The organism is Paenibacillus sp. FSL F4-0100, assembly GCF_037993005.1.
Lineage (GTDB): Bacteria > Bacillota > Bacilli > Paenibacillales > Paenibacillaceae > Paenibacillus_AQ.
This window is the reverse complement of record NZ_CP150303.1, coordinates 887,284-900,756: the sequence shown is the minus strand read 5'-3', so window position 1 is coordinate 900,756 and position 13,473 is coordinate 887,284. Positions and strand designations below refer to the sequence as shown.

Here is a 13,473-nt window from a genome sequence, read left to right as displayed (position 1 = left end):
AAGGTACTCCTGAATGAAGTGATACCCACGCACGATTATTATTTTTTGCCTTTTACATAATCCGCATCAAACAGGAATAGCCTGAAGACCAGTATAAGGGACGGAATCAGCAGGCAGAGGCCGCCGATAAAGGCCGCTACAAGCGCAGCACCCATCGACTCATGCGTGGCTCCGCTTTGAATGGTAATGTACGGATCCAGAATATAAGGATATTGCCCGATACCGTATGCAAAAAATGCACAGAAAAATTGCAGCATGACACAAATAAAAGCGAGTCCGTAGCGGCGTCCTTTGTACAGCAGCCAAATGGCTATCATGAAAAAACCAACGGAAAGCGCCAGCAGCCACCATAAATCCATCATGTTTTGAAAATGCCGCTCATTATGTTGACTGAGGAAAATAAATGCCGTGAGCCCGGCAATAATGGTTGGCGTACTCCAGAACAGGGCATATGTCCGCACCAGCTTTAGCGCTGGCTGATCGTCCGCTCGGGAGGCGTAGAAGGCCAGGAACGACCCGCTTATAAATAGTACCGATACGATGGCCAATGCGACGATGCTCCACGACAACGGGCTCGTCATCAGCGTCCAATATTCCAGAGAAACAGCTCCACCTCTTTCCACAATAAAACCGCCTTCGGAAAGCGTTAATGCTACCGACAAGGAAGCCGGAATGAGCAAACCTGTGGCCCCATATAAAAACAGATACACGATGTTTTCTTTGGAGCCGTAATTTTCAAACGCGTAAAAGGAGCCGCGGATCGCCAGCAGAATAATGGCGATGCTCCCCGGTATAAGCAGCGCAGAGCCATAATAATAGGCCGTGTCCGGGAAAAAACCGACGATGCCGATAAAGAAAAAAACAAAAAACACATTGGTAATCTCCCAGACCGGCGATAAATAACGGGATATCAATCGATTGATCAGGTGGTCCTGCTTCGTCAGACGGGCATAGAAGGCAAAAAAACCGGCGCCGTAATCAATGGAAGCTATAATTAAATAGCCGTATAAAAACAGCCAAAGAACAGAGATGCCTATCAACTCGTAATGGATCATACCGGCTCACCCTTTCCTGTGGATTGATCGCGTTTTTCTTTCACGAACTCGTCCAGCTCGGCTTCTGCCGGTTTGTTACGGAACAAACGTCTCAGGACAAAGACACACATGGTCCCAAGAACAATATACAGTAGCAGGAAGAGGAAAAAGAGAATCCTCACATTCGGTGAAGTCGTAGCCGCCTCCTCTACGCGCATATATCCGCGGATAATCCACGGCTGCCGCCCGAGCTCCGCATAGAACCAGCCCATTTCAACGCCCAAAAATGCGAGAGGCGCACTAAAAACAATGGCCCGAAGCAGCCACTTGTTGAGCTCATTGCGTCTCTTCCAGAACAAAAACAGGAAATACAGGACCGCAACGGCTAACATAACAAAACCGATCCCGGCCATGAAATCAAACAAATAATGGACCAGCAGAGGCGGCCTTTCATCAAGCGGAAACTCCTCCAGCCCCTTTACCTCGGCATCAAAGTCCCCAAAGGCCAGGAAGCTGAGCGCTTTCGGAATGTGGATGGCTCCCATTACCTTCTGCTCCGCATTAAGCCAGCCCAGTAATATCAAATCCGCACCGCTTTCCGTTTCAAAATGCCATTCTGCAGCGGCCAGCTTCTCCGGTTGATGCTCCGCCAAAAACTTGGCCGACATATCCCCGGCTAAGGTTGTCAGCAAGCTGAACACCAGAACAACCGCCATCATGAGCTTCAATGCTTTCTTGTAATATGCCGAGGTCCCTTTTCTCAGAATCACGTAGGCTGCGATTCCTGCCAGTAGGGCAGCTCCCGTCAAATAGGCCGAGGTTAGTACATGGAATACTTTTGAAGGCGTCGCCGTATTCAACATCGCTTGCAGCGGGTTAACCGCCGTAAAGTGGCCTGCCTCCATGACAAAGCCTCCAGGCTGATTCATGAATCCGTTCACCGTCGTAATAAAAACAGCGGACATGCCTGCCCCGGCAACAATCGGAATCGTCAGCAGCCAATGGATATACGGGTTGCGGAACCGATCCCACGTGTACATATATATCCCCAGGAAAATGGCTTCAAAAAAGAATGCAAAAACCTCCATAAATAACGGGAGCGCGATAACATTCCCCGCCACTTGCATAAAGTTCGGCCAAACAAGCGCGAGCAGCAAGGAGATCGCCGTTCCAGTCACCACGCCAACCGCCACCGAAATAACGAATCCTCGCGACCATCTTTTGGCCATGAGCATGTAATGGGGATCCTTCTTACGTATACCGACAAATTCGGCAATGGCAATCATTAACGGAACACCGACGCCAACCGTGGCAAAAATGACATGAAACGCCAAGGTTAGCCCTGTCAGCCATTTGCTCCACAGCACCGTATCTATAACCACGAGATACTGCCTCCTTTCAAACCCTGTTCATTCGTTGATCGGGATTGACCCTAATAAGTACATACCCGATATTTAAACGTTATTATAACGAAGCAATGTCTCAAATGAATCACGAAAGCCTCTCGTTCAACAAACAATCGTATCTTTCCGACAACTCGGTGAAAAACAAAAAAATCACTCTATCGAGTCATTGATCTATTAACCGATGTATGGTATTTGAAGCTGCATGCTCATCTACTCGTACATTCGATAAAAAAGAAAAGGTCCCCGTAAATACGGGGACCAGGCACTCTTCTTTGAATGAAACAACTGACTATTCTGCAGGTATAACCGTAGATTCTCTCACGATAAGTTCAGGGTCAATCCGAACATTGCCCCCGCGTTTCATCGTACCATCCATACGCTTCAGCAGCATTTCCGCTGCGGCAAGCCCAATCCGGTCAGTAGGCTGCCGGACCGTTGTCAAATGGGGGCGCAGCTTGGATGAGATATACTGATCGTCATAGCCGACAATGGCTACCTGTTCTGGAATCCGGATGCCTTCTTCCAGAAGAGCGTTCATGACCCCGAGCGCGATATTGTCATCGCCTGCGAATACGGCGGAAGGAAGTCGCCCTTCCTGCAGCCATTTGCGGCAGATATCATAACCAAAGTCGATTTCGAAATCGCCCGTAATCATTTCGAACGGCGCCAGGTTCTTTTCCTTAAGTGCCTGCAGAAAGCCGCTTCGGCGTTCCCTCGTACTGCGGAACATATCCTGCCCGCTTAAATGCGCAATGGAAGTATGGCCGAGATCGAGCAGGTGCTTCGTTGCGGTATAACCGCCTTTGTAGTTGTCTATGGTGACGGAAAAAGCGTCATTATCCGGCTTCTGGTTGTCAATCAGGACATAAGGGATATTGCGCCGTTTCAATTCCACGATATAGTTGTCTTCTTCCATTGGAGAGAGCAGAATCAGTCCGTCCACGCGGTCTTCCTGAATCAGATAATGGGCTTCGTCAGAGCCTATGCCCGTAGAGACCGAAATGGCCAGGAAATAACCGTGAAGTGCCAGCACTTCATTCAACTCCTTGACCACAGCGTCGAAGAAGGAGTCCTGAAGGGTGGTCACGATCAAACCGACAATCCCTGTCTTACCGCGGGCTAAACTCCGAGCGGCAGCATTAGGACGGTAATCAAGCTCCTTGATGGCTTCCAGAACCTTTTGTCTGTTTTTCTCTCGAACAGATTCGGCACCGTTTAAGACACGTGAAACCGTTACAACGGACAGGCCTGATTTTTTTGCTACGTCAAATATACTAACCTTCATTGTTTATACTCCTTGCGGCGGATTTTCCGTACGTTTACATTGGCTTAACACTAGTATACATGGACGGAGGCCTGGCCGCGAAGCTAAATTAACAGATGCACCGCCCCATTCGGGGCGGTACCATAGTCTGCATTAACGTTTGATAATTTCCATGACTTTTTTCTGAATCGTTGGCATCACTTCTTCAACGGTCTTGTGTCCGGTATCGATCGGCTGCATTTCGTTGATGAACATGTCATTGATTTGCGAGTAGTTGGTGATCAAGTGATTATAGGATTCAAAACCGTATTTCACAGCGCCTTCATAAACCTTTTTCACATCTTCCGGATCGATGCCCTCAAAATGCTTGTAATAAGCTTCAGCTGCCTTCGTATTGACAGGTGGATTGCCGCCGCTCAGGTCAATGGATTTTTCCTGAACTTCTTCGCTGACCAGATATTTGATCCATTCAAAAGCTTCCTTCGGATGCTTGGAACCTTTCAGAATAAAGAGTGGATCGACGAACAGCACGCTGCGGATCTTGTCGTTGCCGCCAGCAGGAACTGCAGCCACGCCGACCTCGAACGGAAAGTCATTGGAGCCTGCAAGGCTCCAGGAGCCGCTGACGGTCATGCCAACCTTGCCGGTTACGAATGCATCGCCATTTTGCCCGGCTACGCTCTTACTCCATTCCGTCGTCGGGGAAACCTTATCCTTCAAAATCAGGTCAAACAGTTTGTTGTAGGTTGCCATCACTTCAGGAGAATCAAAGTGTGTCTCCGAAGGCACGCCGCCGTTGGTCCAGGTATCCTGGGAGTAGGGTTCAACGCCGAAATACAGCGGGCGCATATCGCGTTCGGACCATGTAAAGTCGACGCCATACTGTGTTTTAGCGATATCGTCGGATACATGCGTCATTTTCTTGGCTTCTTCAACCATTTTATCAAACGTCCAGCTCTTGTCCTCGTAATCGCTTGGAGGATAAGGAACATTGGCAGCATCAAACATGTCTTTGTTATAGAGCATGAGGGTCACATACATATTGACCGGAATCCCGTATACATGGTCTTTGATGGTATAGATGTCCATGAGGTCTTCCGGGATGCTGTAATCGGATGCCTTAAAGCCGTCTTCCTTTATAATGTCGTTCATGTCAAGCAGCATATCTTTGTTGAAATATTCCGCAAAACCGCCGTAGCCATAATGGCTTGTCACGTCAGGCGATTTACCGCCAGCGATCAGCGTTTGCAGCTTGCTATCAAACTGCTCGTAAGGGGCCTTTTCTATTCGGACCTTGATGTTAGGGTGCTTGGCTTCAAAGTCCGGAACCAGCTTCTCAATAAAAGTCCGGTCTTCCGAATCCATCGTGTAATGCGTAATGGTTACTTGCTCGCCTGAAGAACCGCCGCTGTCGCCTTTGCCTTCGGGAGCCACTTCTCCCGCTGATTTGCCGCCGGTACATCCGGACAATGCCAATACGACGAGCATGCTGAACGCAAGCAGAAGTGTATAGGTCTTTTTAATCCTTCTTTTTTTCATGAACTACAGTCCCCCATATACTCAAGTTTGTTTGCCGCCGCTGCGGCAGGGTCTTTACTTGATGCCTGTAAGTACAATTCCTTCAACAAATCGTTTCTGGGCTATCGCAAATAAGGTGACAATCGGCAGCATGGCGAGCACGGAGGCAACCATGAGCAGATGCCACGGCGGAATGCGAAAACGTGACGAGGTGAAGGAAGACATACCGACCGGAAGCGTAAATTTATCCGATGAGCTTAGGTAGAGCACGGGTGTCAGCAGGTCGTTCCAGCTGTAAATGAAGGCAAAGATGGCAACGGTTGCAAGTGCCGGACCAGACAGAGGCAAGGCAATCCGCCACCACATCCGCAGCTCGCTGCAACCGTCCATGCGTCCGGCGTCAAACAACTCATCCGGCAGCGTGGAGAAGAACTGGCGCAGCAAAAAGATGTTGTATGCCGAGCCGAAAAATGCAGGTACGATCAGCGGCAAGAACGTATCGATCCAGTTCAGCTTGGAAAAAAGAATGAACTGCGGGATCATAATCGCTGGATAAGGAAGCATCATGGTGCTGAGCATCAACATGAACCACAGGTTGCTGCCCTTGCCCCGGTATCTGGCAAAGCCGTAGGCTGCCAGCGCCGACGACAACAGAGTGCCGACCACGGTCAAAGTGCCGATAATGAGACTGTTCATGTACATTTGGCCGAAGTTTAGCGTTTCGAAAATTTCCTTGTAGTTGCTCCACTGCCAGGAATCCGGCAAAAAGGTCGGAGGAAACTTAAGGAGTTCCTTCTTCGATTTCAGCGAGGTCGAAACCATGAAAAACAAAGGCAGGAGCATGAGAAAGGTAGTAACCACTAAGGCAATAAAGCTGGCAATGCTTACGGCATCGATTTTGCGCCGGCGTTTATTCGTAGAAGGTGAAGCCGAAGGACTGGCTGTCGGAATGGTTCTCATTTGCGTCCGCCTCCTTCATAGTGAACATAACGGTTCGAGAATTTCATTATAAGTGCCGTAAACAGCATGACAACGATCAGCAGAACCCACGCGAGGGCGGAGGAGTATCCAGCCCGGTATTCTTTGAAGGCGCTGGTGTACAGGTTGTAAACATAGAACCATGTCGAATAGTTAGGACCGCCTTGGGTCATGACGTACGCTTGCGTAAATACCTGGAAGGAGTCAATGACACCCATAATCAGCTGGAACAACAGCACCGGTGATATCATGGGGAGTGTCACATTCAGAAAAATCCGGAAGCGTCCCGCACCGTCAAGCTTGGCGGCTTCCACGAGACTTGCAGGCACGCTCATGAGTCCTGCGAGGAACAGAATCATGCCTGAACCTACTGTCCAGAAGGACATAATCATCAGAGCGTAAAGCGCATAATCCGGACTCATAAGCCAGGACGGGCCACTGATGCCGAACCAGGACAGAACGTAGTTGAACAGACCGATCGATGGATTGAAAATCCAGTACCACAGCAGTGACATCGCCACGCCGGATACCATGCTCGGAAAATACATGGCGGTCCGGAAAAATCCGCGGAACGGTATTTTCGTATTGAGCAGGAGCGCAAATCCGAGTGCCAGCAACAGTTGGATCGGTACGCTTATAAACGTATACCGCACCGTTACCACAACGGATTTCCAAAACAGATCATCTTGAAACATTTCGGTGTAGTTCGCCAGGCCGACATATTTCGGTGGGTGGATAATGTCATAGTCCGTGAAACTGTAATAAAGGGATGACAGAATCGGGTACAAGGCAAACACCAGGAAACCGATAAGCCATGGAGCGATGAAGAGGTACATGTATAACGTCTGCCGCCGGCTTTCGCGATGGGTCACGGAAACACCAACCTTTCTTTTTATTTTGAAAATTATAACGCTTTAACTTTCAATATAAAGTTCCCCCTGTTTTCAGGGTTTCATAGGATGATGTATGTATAAAAGTTAAAGTGCTTTAATTTTCATATCCGGTCTGATGACATTATCATAGAGGATGATTTCTCAATTATCAACTCTTTTTTTGGAAAAATGAAAGCGCTGCATTGATTGCCACTGCTGAAACCATTTGACGGGAAGTCTGCCAAAGGCTGATACAGAACGGTTTGTAGCCGATATCCAGACTCTGAAACATCATGAAATTTTTGGTTGGGAAAACACCTACGCTGGAAGGTAATCGCTCGCCCCCCCTTCCAAGATCAACTTACACAGAGGGAGCAAGTTTTGCTCTACTCATCATTTGTCACGGATATACCTGCAAGAACAACAAAAAACCTTCAATGATCGAATGACGATCATTGGAAGGTTTTTTGTTTCCCGAAGACTACCACCCTGCAGTTATTTTACTTGCGAACAACCGTATAGCCTTTATCCTTAAGCAGCTTCACAATGCCATGCTCACCCAGATAATGAGCTGACCCTACCACAATGAAATACTCTTCGTTTTTGCCGTTTTTCAAATATCCGTCGATTTTGTCTGCCATGCCGATGTTGCGGTCGATCAGCATCGCTTTGTTATATTCCTCGTCACCCGACATGCTGTTTGTTAACTCGAGCAACTGCTCGTCATTGCCTGTTTTCCACATTTCGGCCATCTGGTTCACGCTCTCGTCCAGTACGTCGAAGTTATCGAGGGCGGTATTGAGGTTTTTCTCCTGCAGCTCCTTGGAGAAGCCATCAAACATACCCAGCTGGGATTCGTAGGATTCCAGCTCCAGAATCGGAACTTTGCGTTCGATGGCCTTCTGGATGAAATACAGGTCGATCCCAGCTGATGCTTCGTACCCGGCTTTTACGGATTTCAGACTACTGATCGTGGTTTCGGCAACCCAAGGCTTGAATGCATCGAGTGCATTCGGCTGCATGCCACTTTGCTTCAGAATTCCGCCAAGCTTAGCATAGGTCTCACTGGATACATGGTCCTTCAAGGTTGTCCCATCCTGATACATTCCCAGATCCATGATCAGTTTCTGCTGCTCTTCATCAGCCGCTTTGCTGATATCAATTTCGACACCGAGATAGTCGGCCTCGGCAAATGCTTCTTCAAATTCCGGACGTAACGGGTAGAAGCTATCATCCGCGATATGCATGGAGCCTACTAGGTACACAGTATTCCCGTTGCTCTCCACTTCCCACATGAAGCCGCGGCCGCCAGCTTGTGCGGTTTCTGTTTCCTTGGAAACCAGCAGAACGGCGCGAGTCTTCGCATCCCAGCTAACCTTATAACCCGCAGCGTCCCCAACAACTCGAATTGGCGCATAGGTTACGCCATTGATTTGTTTCAGTTTACCTTTTAGGGTAATGGTTTTGCCATCCACGACCACGGTAATGGTGTCATCTGCTGCATTCGTCAGTTTCACGTCCAAAGCCTGGAGTGTTGTTCTGAGCGGAACAAGCGTTGTGCCCTTCTCTATAATCGGTAAGCCTTGCGAATAGGCAACCACTTGATTATCCACTTTTACTGCCGGCTGTTGTTGTGGAGCCGCCATGGCAGCCCCTGCCGAAGAGAGCAAACCAACCGAAATCGCGAGGGATAATAGCATTCTTTTCCAGTTTTTCATTTATGTAATCTCCTTTATTTTCGTGTGATCTTGAAAATTCATTTTATGATTAAAGATTTATGATGATTCGCCATACCGATGGTCGGTATGGCGCCCACTAGTCTTCCACTTTTTTCTCCAGCAGCCCAAAACAATACAATTAGTGCTGCCTATGCTTACATCTTATAAGCCTTCATCGCTTTTCTAAGCTCCTTGAATGTAGGGCGCTTGCCGTACATCAGGACACCGGTCCGATAGATTTTCGCAGCCAGCCAACCGAAAACGAGGATGGATACGATCAGGATCGCCAGCGAAAGCAGGATCTCCCAGAATGGGATACTGCCAAGGCCGATACGAACCAGAATCGTGGTCGGCGAGATGAACGGAATGTAGGTGGATACCTTCATCAGCATCGAATTCGGAGCGCTTAGGCTAAAGATGGCGATATAGAATGCCACCAGGGACAGCATCGTAATCGGCATGACCGCCTGCCCCAAATCCTCGGTACGGCTGACAATCGAACCGATAGCCGCGTAGAGCATCGCATACAAGAAATAGCCAAGGATGTAGAAGATTAAACCGAACACCAGCAGCATCGGGTCTATGGCTGTCAGGTCGAGATCCATTTCCTTCAATGTATCTATATTGTGCGGCAGTATCAAGTTCACAACAACTACAACTCCAAATGCCGCGATCTGGGATAGTCCCAGGAGGAACATGCCGATAACCTTACCAAACATTTGGCTCAGCGGAGATACGCTTGTAATCAAAATCTCCATAATGCGGGAGCTCTTCTCTGTTGTTACTTCCGAAGCGATCATGTTACCTGTCCCCATCAAAGTGAAGAAGAAGAGAATAATCAGTGCATACACAACAATGTAGTTAATAACCTCGGAAGCTCCTTCCTTCTCTCCGGAAGCTCCGTCAGCGTTACCTGTTTCTGTAGGATCGATACTCCGAGCGTCAATTTGAACCGGTTGATTCAGTTCATTAATCTGCGCATCGGACAAATCAAGTCCGTCTACAATGCTGCGCGTCTTCGCCACTTGCAGAGCTGCTTGCAGATTGGATTGCAGTTCCGGGCTCATAGCCTCATCTTCAGAGCTGTAAACCACGGTCGGGAACGTATTGCCTTCTTGCGCTTCGAATTTCAGATAACCTTCGATTACGCCATCCTTAATATCCTTATTCAGAGCGGCTTCATCAGCCGTTTCGTATTTCACCAATTCATAGGAGGTTGTCGGCAGGTTACTCCAGGTAGTCTCCAGTTGTTCAGCGAGCGTCTGCTCCTGTCCGTATACCAGGCCGATGCGGGTGGTTTCTTCAGAGCCTGCTTTATCTCCTGTAAACATTTGGATCAGAAAAGGAAGATTGATCCCGATCGTAATAATGAGTGCAAAAATCAAGGTTGAAACGAGAAAGGACTTTGTTCTTATTTTATTCATGAACGTAAATCGGATAACGGTCCACATATTATTCATTGGATTCACCTACCGCCTTTATGAAGATTTGATTGAGTGTCGGCTCCTTCACTTCAAACCGATGGATCGTGCTTTGCGACATGGCTGTATTCAAAATGCTTTGCGCTGCATCAACCTGGCTGATCCGGATGGAGTAGCCATCTTCTGTTCGCTCCACAGCCGTTACGCCAGGCAGGGCTTCAAGACCCCGGACTTCACCGGACGTACCGAGCACCACTTCTTCACGAGGATACTTGGATTTGATATCCTTCAGATTCCCCTTCACTACCGTATTGGAGCGATGCAGAATGGTAATGTTCTTACACAACTCCTCAACATGTTCCATCCGGTGGGTGGAGAACAGAATGCTTGTGCCCTTGTCGCGGAGTTCTTTTACTGTTGATTTCAGAAGTTCGACGTTCACCGGATCCAGTCCGCTGAAGGCTTCGTCCAGAATCAGAATTTGCGGGTCATGAACAACCGCTGCGATAAAGCCCATTTTTTGCTGGTTACCCTTGGACAGTTCCTCAATCTTCTTATCGTAATAGTCCGGTACTTCAAACCGTTCCAGCCAATATTTCAAACTCTTATCCGCGTCTTTCGCGGACATGCCCCGCAGCTGTGCCAAGTAGGAAATCTGCTCACTGACTTTCACTTTCGGGTATAACCCGCGCTCCTCCGGCAAGTAACCCATAATGTGACGCAGTTCCTTGTTATACGGCTTTCCGTTATACAGAATTGTTCCGTCATCCGGGTAGATCAATCCAAGCACCATTCGCATGGTGGTTGTTTTGCCGGCGCCGTTCGCACCCAGCAGTCCGTAGATTTCACCTTCCTCAACCTGAAGCGAAATCTGGTTTACCGCCGTTTTGTCCGCATAAATCTTTACTACATTGTCTAATTGCAATCGTTGCATATCGTATAAACCCCTCTCTATCCTAGTTCTGCACATTGGCAGGAATGTTTCCATCAATCCATAATCGAAGCACTTCATCCAGCTCCAGGGAACGGGTCTGAATAAACGGTATGCCTGCAGACTGCAGGATCTTCTCCACTTCCAAGCATTCCGTCGTTATAAAAGAAATCGTAGTCGCTGTCTCTTGTTTGAAACTCAGAATACCCGGCAGTTCCTCGACAATGGAGGCATCCTCTTGAATCCAGCACTCCTTCCAGTTATCCAGCAGCGAGTCCTTCTCCACCATGCCCAGCAGCTTCCCATGATGGATGAGAATGACGTAGTCCGCCAGACGACGAATTTCATCCACCACATGGGTTGAGAGCACGATTGTTGTGTCCATGGACTTCATCACTTTGTGCAGCTGATCGATCATCAGCTTCCAAGCGAAAGGATCAAGACCGGAAGAAGGTTCATCCAGCAGCAAGAACTTGGGCCTTGGCGCAAGTGCAGCGGCAATCTCAAATTTGCGTCGTTCCCCTTTGGACATCTTGCGAAGTTTTACGCCCCGCGGGACATCGAACCGGGATAACAGCTCATCGAAAAAATAACCGTCCCAAGTGTCATACCAGGATGCGCGAAAGCTGGCCGCTTCATCCACCGACATATTCTGTTCCTCTACGCTCAGCTGTTCAGGTACGAAGCCCATTTGTTTACGGATGGAGACGGGAAGCTCTCCCCGGTAAGGCTCGCCGAACCAAGTAATCTCCCCTTCGTCCGGAAACACGGTCTGCATCATCATGTTCAGCAAGGTGCTTTTCCCCGAGCCATTAGGCCCCACCAGAGCAACAATATATCCTTGAGGGATCGATAATTGTATCGGACCGATGGTTTTCGTTTTCCGTCGTTTAATGACATTACGAAACTCAATAACATGCGGTTCCATGGAATGTTAGCGACCTCCTTTTGTGTCATATTTTTCGCGGACAACTTCCATGAACATCTCTTTCATCTCATCTTCATTGAATTGAACGGCAAGCCCTTTATCTACAGCAGTCCTTAATGCCTCTATAACCGCATCGCGTTTATATTGTTCTCGGGCCTGGTCGCCGACACCAGCAACAAAAGTTCCCGTACCTTGTCTCGTTCGCAGCAACCCTTCATTCTCAAGATCCTGATACACCCTGCGCACCGTAATAACGCTACACTTCAGATTCCCGGCAAATTCCCTAATGGATGGCAATAGCGTTCCCTCCTCGATCTGACCGCTAATAATGAGCGAGCGCAGCTGTGTTTCAATCTGGTGATATAAAGGCTCTGCGCTATTTTCATTGATCTGTATCAGAAGTCGCACCTTTTACCACCTCGCTTTTCTAAGAACATAAACCCGTGCCATCGCAAGCCATACGGATTCATCTTCATATTCTTCATGATAAATCCCGGGTCTGCTGCCGAATGCAGGTTAATTTGCTCATAAGCAGCATAGATGCCAATCCCACAATCAGGGAGCCCCACATCACCGGAGATAACAGCCCCCATTTGATGGAGGCGTCCGCTACGAATTCGAAGATGCTGTAGCCCAGCAAGCTTAGTACGGCGACCGATCCGGCAATGAGCGGATTCAGAAGAACGGTGTTCCTGAGATACACCTTGCCGCTGCACATGTTTTCCCAGTAAATAAAAGGCCCCGTTAATAAAAATCCGACACCGACCCACGTCAGCATAAAGGCGATATATTCGGGAATAGCCATCGCACTTCTTAGGTGATTCCCCATTGCGTAGATGAATCCATAAAACACGATGCTGTTGATGGCAAAAGCGATCAGGCTATTTATGATCCGACTAACAAAAATCGCGGAAGCCGGCACCGGTATGCTCCGGTAAAAGTACAGCATTCGGGTGTATGAATCCTCGTTCAAATATTTGAAGGACCTTCTGTTAAATACAAAACCTACAAAAGGAGCAAAAAGCACCATGATAAAATCGACAAATGGGTTGTTGTATTCCTCTAGATGCTCAAACTGAACGTTTATGACGAAACTCGTGGAAAGCCCCATGTACAGCATGAACAGTATCGTCCATATGAGTTGGAACTTATCGCTTGCGAAGTCTTTCTTCACGATCTTCATCGCATTATGGAAAACCTGTTGCAATGCGTCTCATCCTTTCATTCCTTCATATATTCATTTCGTTTTATCATCGCAGTCTAAGTTTCACTGTGCTTAGTGTGATTACTGTGCTCACTGTGTATATCTTTATACACAGTATATAGTGTGTATATAAACAGTGTCAATAGAAGTTGTAAAAAAACACCTGGCAGAGGTTTCCTGCCGGGTGTCACTCTCCCCT

Annotated in this window: 12 protein-coding genes; all 12 read right to left on the bottom strand. The window is 48.2% G+C overall.

From position 1 onward, the window contains the following. Window positions 1-38: 38 nt before the first annotated feature. The 12 genes from MHH48_RS03990 to MHH48_RS03935 all read right to left on the bottom strand — a co-directional run bounded on the left by MHH48_RS03990 (window position 39) and on the right by MHH48_RS03935 (window position 13,277). Window positions 39-1,055: a cytochrome d ubiquinol oxidase subunit II gene (locus MHH48_RS03990; RefSeq protein ID WP_076325986.1), complete on the bottom strand. Its 1,017-nt coding sequence runs from the start codon at window positions 1,053-1,055 to the stop codon at window positions 39-41. After that, complete coding sequence (locus MHH48_RS03985) at window positions 1,052-2,416, bottom strand: cytochrome ubiquinol oxidase subunit I (RefSeq protein ID WP_076325987.1); 1,365 nt, start codon at window positions 2,414-2,416, stop codon at window positions 1,052-1,054. The genes MHH48_RS03990 and MHH48_RS03985 overlap by 4 nt, the downstream gene beginning before the upstream one ends. Before the next feature lie 313 nt (window positions 2,417-2,729). After that, window positions 2,730-3,725 carry a LacI family DNA-binding transcriptional regulator gene (locus MHH48_RS03980; protein ID WP_076325988.1) on the bottom strand — a complete coding sequence of 332 codons (996 nt, stop codon included), beginning with the start codon at window positions 3,723-3,725 and terminating at the stop codon, window positions 2,730-2,732. A gap of 132 nt (window positions 3,726-3,857) precedes the next feature. Beyond that, window positions 3,858-5,243: a sugar ABC transporter substrate-binding protein gene (locus MHH48_RS03975; RefSeq protein WP_076325989.1), complete on the bottom strand. Its 1,386-nt coding sequence runs from the start codon at window positions 5,241-5,243 to the stop codon at window positions 3,858-3,860. A 54-nt stretch (window positions 5,244-5,297) separates the two neighbouring features. Continuing rightward, window positions 5,298-6,182, bottom strand: coding sequence for a carbohydrate ABC transporter permease (locus MHH48_RS03970; protein ID WP_054402320.1), 885 nt, complete (start codon window positions 6,180-6,182; stop codon window positions 5,298-5,300). Next, a complete protein-coding gene (locus MHH48_RS03965) occupies window positions 6,179-7,072 on the bottom strand; it encodes a sugar ABC transporter permease (protein ID WP_256720821.1) in 894 nt (297 codons plus the stop codon). Before MHH48_RS03965 ends, MHH48_RS03970 begins: the two co-directional genes overlap by 4 nt. Before the next feature lie 500 nt (window positions 7,073-7,572). Then, window positions 7,573-8,790, bottom strand: coding sequence for a TraB/GumN family protein (locus tag MHH48_RS03960; RefSeq protein WP_076325990.1), 1,218 nt, complete (start codon window positions 8,788-8,790; stop codon window positions 7,573-7,575). Between the two features lie 155 nt (window positions 8,791-8,945). Then, a complete protein-coding gene (locus tag MHH48_RS03955; RefSeq protein WP_076325991.1) occupies window positions 8,946-10,250 on the bottom strand; it encodes an ABC transporter permease in 1,305 nt (434 codons plus the stop codon). Further along, window positions 10,243-11,145 carry an ATP-binding cassette domain-containing protein gene (locus MHH48_RS03950; RefSeq protein ID WP_076325992.1) on the bottom strand — a complete coding sequence of 301 codons (903 nt, stop codon included), beginning with the start codon at window positions 11,143-11,145 and terminating at the stop codon, window positions 10,243-10,245. Before MHH48_RS03950 ends, MHH48_RS03955 begins: the two co-directional genes overlap by 8 nt. Before the next feature lie 22 nt (window positions 11,146-11,167). After that, window positions 11,168-12,070 (bottom strand): ABC transporter ATP-binding protein, encoded by a 903-nt coding sequence (locus MHH48_RS03945; RefSeq protein WP_076325993.1) that lies wholly within the window; start codon window positions 12,068-12,070, stop codon window positions 11,168-11,170. Window positions 12,071-12,076: 6 nt separating this feature from the next. Then, complete coding sequence (locus tag MHH48_RS03940; protein ID WP_076325994.1) at window positions 12,077-12,478, bottom strand: GntR family transcriptional regulator; 402 nt, start codon at window positions 12,476-12,478, stop codon at window positions 12,077-12,079. A 73-nt stretch (window positions 12,479-12,551) separates the two neighbouring features. Then, complete coding sequence (locus tag MHH48_RS03935; RefSeq protein ID WP_076325995.1) at window positions 12,552-13,277, bottom strand: hypothetical protein; 726 nt, start codon at window positions 13,275-13,277, stop codon at window positions 12,552-12,554. Window positions 13,278-13,473 lie beyond the last annotated feature (196 nt).

Excerpts from the sequence above, each read along its gene's own strand:
- MHH48_RS03990 (WP_076325986.1), bottom strand. The coding sequence starts at position 1,055 with ATGATCCATTACGAGTTGATAGGCATCTCTGTTCTTTGGCTGTTTTTA.
- MHH48_RS03980 (WP_076325988.1), bottom strand. The coding sequence starts at position 3,725 with ATGAAGGTTAGTATATTTGACGTAGCAAAAAAATCAGGCCTGTCCGTT.
- MHH48_RS03975 (WP_076325989.1), bottom strand. The coding sequence starts at position 5,243 with ATGAAAAAAAGAAGGATTAAAAAGACCTATACACTTCTGCTTGCGTTC.
- MHH48_RS03970 (WP_054402320.1), bottom strand. The coding sequence starts at position 6,182 with ATGAGAACCATTCCGACAGCCAGTCCTTCGGCTTCACCTTCTACGAAT.
- MHH48_RS03960 (WP_076325990.1), bottom strand. The coding sequence starts at position 8,790 with ATGAAAAACTGGAAAAGAATGCTATTATCCCTCGCGATTTCGGTTGGT.
- MHH48_RS03955 (WP_076325991.1), bottom strand. The coding sequence starts at position 10,250 with ATGAATAATATGTGGACCGTTATCCGATTTACGTTCATGAATAAAATA.
- MHH48_RS03950 (WP_076325992.1), bottom strand. The coding sequence starts at position 11,145 with ATGCAACGATTGCAATTAGACAATGTAGTAAAGATTTATGCGGACAAA.
- MHH48_RS03945 (WP_076325993.1), bottom strand. The coding sequence starts at position 12,070 with ATGGAACCGCATGTTATTGAGTTTCGTAATGTCATTAAACGACGGAAA.